The sequence below is a fragment of the Micromonospora tarensis genome, assembly GCF_016803395.1.
Taxonomy (GTDB): Bacteria; Actinomycetota; Actinomycetes; order Mycobacteriales; family Micromonosporaceae; genus Micromonospora; species Micromonospora tarensis.
Genome location: NZ_JAEVHL010000377.1, coordinates 1 through 4,186, shown reverse-complemented (window position 1 = coordinate 4,186; position 4,186 = coordinate 1). Strand labels below are relative to the sequence as shown.

4 protein-coding genes and 2 pseudogenes are annotated in these 4,186 nt (G+C 69.2%); all 6 read right to left on the bottom strand.

The features are described from left to right. Positions 1 to 100 precede the first annotated feature (100 nt). Positions 101 to 217 (bottom strand): annotated as a pseudogene (locus JM949_RS34160) (SAM-dependent methyltransferase); the annotation flags it as partial. Positions 218 to 226: 9 nt separating this feature from the next. After that, positions 227 to 1,150: a carbohydrate ABC transporter permease gene (locus JM949_RS34155; protein WP_203152143.1), complete on the bottom strand. Its 924-nt coding sequence runs from the start codon at positions 1,148 to 1,150 to the stop codon at positions 227 to 229. Beyond that, positions 1,147 to 1,323, bottom strand: a complete 177-nt coding sequence (locus JM949_RS34150; protein ID WP_203152142.1) for a hypothetical protein — start codon at positions 1,321 to 1,323, stop codon at positions 1,147 to 1,149. Before JM949_RS34150 ends, JM949_RS34155 begins: the two co-directional genes overlap by 4 nt. Beyond that, positions 1,320 to 2,267, bottom strand: coding sequence for a carbohydrate ABC transporter permease (locus JM949_RS34145; protein WP_203152141.1), 948 nt, complete (start codon positions 2,265 to 2,267; stop codon positions 1,320 to 1,322). The genes JM949_RS34150 and JM949_RS34145 overlap by 4 nt, the downstream gene beginning before the upstream one ends. 6 nt (positions 2,268 to 2,273) lie before the next feature. Further along, a complete protein-coding gene (locus JM949_RS34140) occupies positions 2,274 to 3,623 on the bottom strand; it encodes an extracellular solute-binding protein (RefSeq protein WP_203152140.1) in 1,350 nt (449 codons plus the stop codon). Between the two features lie 93 nt (positions 3,624 to 3,716). After that, a pseudogene (locus tag JM949_RS34135) lies at positions 3,717 to 4,186 on the bottom strand (OB-fold nucleic acid binding domain-containing protein); the annotation flags it as partial.

Below are 4,186 nucleotides of genomic sequence, written 5' to 3'. Positions count from 1 at the left end.
AGCGGCGGTCCGGCGAACCGGCCTCGGGTCTGCTCCACCCGGTCGAGCCTAGTCACCCACCGCGCTCAGCCCTTACGGCCGGTGGTGGCAATGCCCTCGCGTCGCCGCGCCGGTCCAACTCGGCGCGGAGCACCGACCAGATCACGGCGGTGCGGGGTGTCAGCGGCGGTCCGGCGAACCGGCCTCGGGTCTGCTCCACCCGGTCGAGCCTAGTCACCCACCGCGCTCAGCCCTTACGGCCGGTGGTGGCAATGCCCTCGACGAAGTGCCGCTGTGCCAGGAAGAACAGGATGATCATCGGGATGGTGGCCAGCACGCTGCCGGCGAGCACGATCTCCCACTGCTGCTCACCGCCGTAGCCGAACCGGTCCAGCACCACCTTGAGACCGCGCGGCAGGGTGTACAGCTGCTCGTCACGCAGGTAGATGAGCGGCTTGAGCAGGTCCGTCCAGCTGGCCTTGAACTCGAAGACGAAGGCGACCAGCAACGCCGGCCGGATCAGCGGAAACGCCACCTTCCAGAACAGCTGCGGATAGCTCGCCCCGTCCATCCGGGCGGCCTCGAAGTATTCCCGGGGTAGCGAGAGCAGGAACTGCCGCAGCAGGAAGATGTAGAACGCCGAGCCGAACAGGTTGCCCGCCCAGAGCGGCACCTGGGTGTTGGTCAACCCCAGGTTCGACCAGATCAGGTACGTCGGGATCATGGTGACCGCGAACGGCAGCATCATGGTCGCCAGCACCAGCCCGAAGAGCAGGTTGCGGCCGGGGAACCGGAAGTAGGCGAAGCCGAAGGCCACCCAGGCGCTGGAGAGGGTCACCGCCGTGGCGGCGGCCACGCCGACCAGCACGCTGTTGCCGAACCAGGTCAGCAGCGGCACGGCCCGCCACGCCTCGGCGTAGTTCTCCGGGGCGAACGGCAGCGGCAGGAAGCCGGGGGCGAAGACGTACTCCCGGGGTCGTAACGAGGCGCTGACCAGCCAGACGAACGGCAGCATGAAGATCACCGCGGCGCCGACCAGTGCCGCGACGAACAGCACCCGGTGCCAGCGCGGCCGGCTGGCCCCCTCGACCGAGGGGCGGCGCGCCGCCGACCGGGCCGGCCGGGGGCCGGGTACCGGTGCGGCGGCGCTGCGTTCGACGGCGGTGATCACGACTGGTCCCCGACCGCTAACTCATCCTCCGCCCGGGACCGCCGGGCGTTGGCCACCGGCCCATCGGTGACCTGGTACTCGCGCGGCTCAAGGTGCTGCCCGGGCACCCAGCCGGCGGTCAGTCGGATCCGTCGCGCGTTGGCCACGCCGTTGTGGCCCATCATGCCCGTCACTTGTCTTCTCCCTCGTAGTACACGAACCGGTTGCTGAGTTTCACCTGCATCAAGGTGATGATCAAGATAATCACGAAGAGCAGCCAGGCCATCGCCGAGGCGAAGCCCATGTGCAGGAACTGGAACGCCTCCTGGAACAGGTGGATGACGTAGAAGCTCGCCGCGTCGCTGTTGAACGAGTTCTGGGTCTCCCGGTTGCCGAAGTACATGGTGTAGACCTCGGTGAACATCTGTAGCGACGCGATCGTGTTGACGATCAGCGTGAAGAACAGCGCGCCCGAGATCATCGGCAGGGTGACCGCGCGGAACCGGGCCCAGGCTCCGGCGCCGTCGATGGCCGCCGCCTCGTACAGGTCCCGGGGCACGTTCTGCAACGCGGCCAGATAGATGATCACCGTGGAGCCGAGACTCCAGAGGCTCATCAGGATGATGCCCGGCATCACCCAGTGCGGGTCCGTGGTCCAGCTCGGCCCCGCGATCCCGACCCACCCGAGCGCCCGGTTGATCAGGCCGTCCTGGGTGTTGAGCAGCAGCAGGAACAGGATGCCGACCGCCACCGCCGGGGTCATCACCGGCAGGTAGAAGACGGTCCGGAAGAAGCCCTGCAACCGGCCGACGCGCTTGAGCAGCAGCGCCAACCCCAGCGAGATCAGCATCACCAGTGGCACGTGCAGCGCGGTGTAGTAGACCGTGTTGCCCAGGCTACGAGCCACCGCCGGGTCGCTCATCAGCTCCCGGTAGTTCGCCAGCCCGGTGTACTCCGGTGGGTTGATCACGTCGTAGTCGGTGAAGCTCAACCAGAGGCTGGCGACCATCGGCCCGGCGTAGAAGATCAGAAACCCGATGATCCAGGGCGCCAGGAAGAGGTACGCCCAGCGCGCCTCCCGCCGGGCCAGCGGCGTACGACGCCGCCGGCCCGGGGCGGAAGCGGTGACGGTGGCCATCGAGGGCTACTTCGCGGCCTTGTCGAGCGCGGCGGCGGCCTCCCGCTGGGCGCGCTGCAACGCCTGCGCCGGCTGCTCCTGGCCGGCGAGCACCCGGTTGACCGCGTCGTAGTACGCCTTGTCGAACTCGGCGCCGGCCGGCGAGGCGGGCATCGCGAACGCGGCGTCCTGCACGGAGCGGATGGTGGCCACGGCGTCGTCGAAACGCTTCTTACCGGTCGGCTGGTACAGCTCCTCGAAGATCTTCTTGTCCGCCTCCGCGTTGGCGGTGTAGAGGCCGGTGAACGGTTGGCCGGCGGCCTTGCGGGCGTCCACCCGGGCCTTAGCGGCGGCCATCCAGGTGTCGGTGGCGGTCATCTGCTTGACGAAGGCGCACGCGGCCTCCGGGTTCTTCGCGCCCTTGGTGATCACCCAGGCCTGCCCGGCGGACTGGGTCAGCGGCTTGCCCTGCCGGTCGGTGAACGGCTTCACCACCAGCTCGGCGTCCGGGGTGTTCTTGGCGGCCTGGTTGAGGAACCACTCCTCCATCGGCCACGCCACGATCTGGTTCTTCGACAGCGGGTTCTGGGCGCCGAAGAAGTCGAAGGTGTCCCGGAACGACTTGAACCTGCCCCAGCCGCCCTGTTGCTGGATGAGGTTGACCCCGGTGGTCAACGCCTCGATCACCTTGGGGTCGTCCAGCTTGGCGGTACGACCGTCGGCGGAGAGCATGTCGACGCCGTTGGCCTTGGCCCACATCGGCAGGAACTCGGGGATCTTCGGGTCGATGCCGATCCGGGCGAGCCGCCCGCCGGAGACCGTGGCCAGCCTGGCGTTGAGCGCGGGCAGCGCCGCCCAGTCGGCCAGGTCGACCTGGTCGGCGGTCATCCCGAGCTGCTTGAGCAGCCCCTCGTTGAGGTAGACCACCCGGACGGTGGAGAACTCCGGAATGCCGTAGACGGTGCCGTCCAGGGTGACCTGCTCGCGGGCGGCCGGCCGGTACTGGTCCAGGTTGACGTCCTGCTTCTTGACGCAGTCGGTCAACGGCTGGATCGAGCCGCGCTTGGCATACGTGCCGATCAGCTTGCGGTCCAGGTAGACCAGGTCCGGTGGGTTGCCCGCGGCGACCGCGGAGAGGAACTGCTGCTCGTCGAACGCGCCCTCGGTGACCTTCAGTTCGACGTCGGGGTGATCCCGCTTGAACGCGTCGACCCGGGTGGTGGCGATCTCGTCGGAGAAGCCGAACCCCATGGTGCTGAGCGCGCCCTTGGTGGCGGTGCCGCCCTTCTCGTCGTCGCCCCCGCCGACTCCCCCGCAACCGGCGAGCGCCAGGGTGAGCACCCCGACGAACGCGGTCGCCCGCAATCTCCGTGCCATGTGGTCCTCCCCAATTCGCGTGCCGCTGCCCGCGTGACCTGCGCTGCTCCTCTTCTCCTCGACTCCAGTTCCGAAACACCGGTAACAGCGAAGTCACCGAAAGTCACGGGAAGCCGGGCTGACCGGCGGCTCGATCGCGTCCAGCCGGTCGGCGACCAGGTTGGTCACCCCCTCGTGCCGCTGCAACCGCCCCCGCACCACCAGCGCGGCGCTGGTCCGGGCCACCCGCCGGTAGCGCTGCCACAGCCCCGGCGAGCAGGTGACGTTGAGCATCCCGGTTTCGTCCTCCAGGTTGAGGAAGGTCACCCCACCCGCGGTCGCCGGACGTTGCCGGTGGGTGACGATGCCGCCGACCCGGATCCGCTGCCCCGGCTCCACCCGGCCGAGCCGGGCGATCGGCACCGCGCCGAGCACGTCGAGCTGACCCCGGATGAACCGGGCGGGATGGCTCTCCGGGGACAGCCCGGTAGCCCACACGTCGGCGACCAGCCGTCCACCGCCTCCATCCCCGGCAGCGTGGGCGCCGCCGCGCCGGTCACCGTGCCGGGCAGCCGGCCCGGCCG

Coding starts and splice junctions, on each gene's coding strand:
- JM949_RS34145 (WP_203152141.1), bottom strand. CDS start 2,267: ATGGCCACCGTCACCGCTTCCGCCCCGGGCCGGCGGCGTCGTACGCCG.
- JM949_RS34140 (WP_203152140.1), bottom strand. CDS start 3,623: ATGGCACGGAGATTGCGGGCGACCGCGTTCGTCGGGGTGCTCACCCTG.